This is a genomic window from Vibrio sp. Vb0304 (assembly GCF_033338995.1).
Lineage (GTDB): Bacteria > Pseudomonadota > Gammaproteobacteria > Enterobacterales > Vibrionaceae > Vibrio > Vibrio alginolyticus.
In genome coordinates this window covers 1-1311 of record NZ_JAWOTT010000168.1, presented here as the reverse complement: position 1 = coordinate 1311, position 1311 = coordinate 1, and the positions used below count along the sequence as shown (strand labels likewise).

At 50.6% G+C, this 1311-nt stretch carries 1 protein-coding gene; it reads left to right on the top strand.

The window, feature by feature from the left end; translation table 11 throughout:
* Positions 1-31: 31 nt before the first annotated feature.
* Positions 32-1311: hypothetical protein (locus R7P35_RS24705; protein ID WP_318092992.1), on the top strand; the 1280-nt coding region annotated here is incomplete at its 3' end.

Below are 1311 nucleotides of genomic sequence, written 5' to 3'. Positions count from 1 at the left end.
TTAAGGTTATTAACGCCATCAAGGATGTTTTATGAAAGTGCGATTCTTTAACGCCATCATCAATGTAAACAGCGCTGCGATTAGCTTCATTGCCGCTTCATTATGGATGGTTGCACCTGTTGTGGCTAGTGATGAGTGGAGTTTTGAATGGGATTGGGCGGTAAGTTACGAAACTGCCAAGCAGCGAGATAGCGCGTTTATGGAGGCGCAAGGAAGCGCGCGTGACTCGCTCAACGCTTTACTTGATGTGCAAGTGAATTATCAAAACATCAGTGGCTTATTCACCTTGTACAGCCAAGGTTTGTATCTCAATCAGCAAGGTGAGCATGAATGGTGGGGCGAGGCGGATAATCAACTTCTTATCCGAGAACTGGCGTGGCAGGGCGAATGGCAAGTTGGTGATACCACTTTGGATGTCAGCGCAGGCAAGTTGCGCGTTGATTGGGGCGTAGGTTATGGCTATCGACCTTTAGATTTGTTCAAACCATATCGACAAAATCCGGTCGGCTTGGTGGCAGAGGAGGGAGCGGGTGTGTTTTCACTTTCGTATTACGACATGTCAGGTGTATGGACGGCGGTTGCAACGGACTCGAGTTGGGGGCTACAGGAGCAAAGCGCGCTTGATCAAGCCGCGGAGCAGCGTGGGTTTGGGATTCGCCGTTATGCGTTGGTGGGCGATACGGAGTACCAACTCATAGGCTATTACGATGATGTGCGTCGGGGTTTGTTGGGTGCGAGTGCCATTGCCGTGTTGGATGAATCTATAGCCATGCACAGCTCGTTGTTGTGGCAAAAGCAGAGCGTTGGCTATCAGTTTAAAAATGAAGGGCAGCCGAGCGATCGTTATCAACCCGTGACGGTGGAAGAACAAGGCAGCGCTTTCCAAGCGTTGGTGGGATTAAATTGGGCGAACCAAGCCGGACACAATGTGATCGCCGAATATTGGTATGACAGCCGAGCATGGTCGAAAAGCCAATGGGAGCAAGCAATCGCACGTGGTGAATGGCTCTCCCAATCGTCGGATACGACTCTACTTGCTACTAGCTACGCCCAAGGGTTTCAACACGCCAATATTGTTCAGCACAATCTCATGTTGCATTGGCGCTGGGATCTCGAAGCGTGGACAGCGTGGCGCGGAAGAGCGGATTTGGAGTGGCTTAGCGATATCACTCCAACATTGGACGTCATGTACTCGCCGCAAGATGGCGGTGTGATTGTGACGCAATGGCTGAATTACCAATGGATTGATACTGGCGATCAAAGTGTAGAAGTGGAAGTTGCCGCACGCTTTTTAACCGGAGACGACCAATC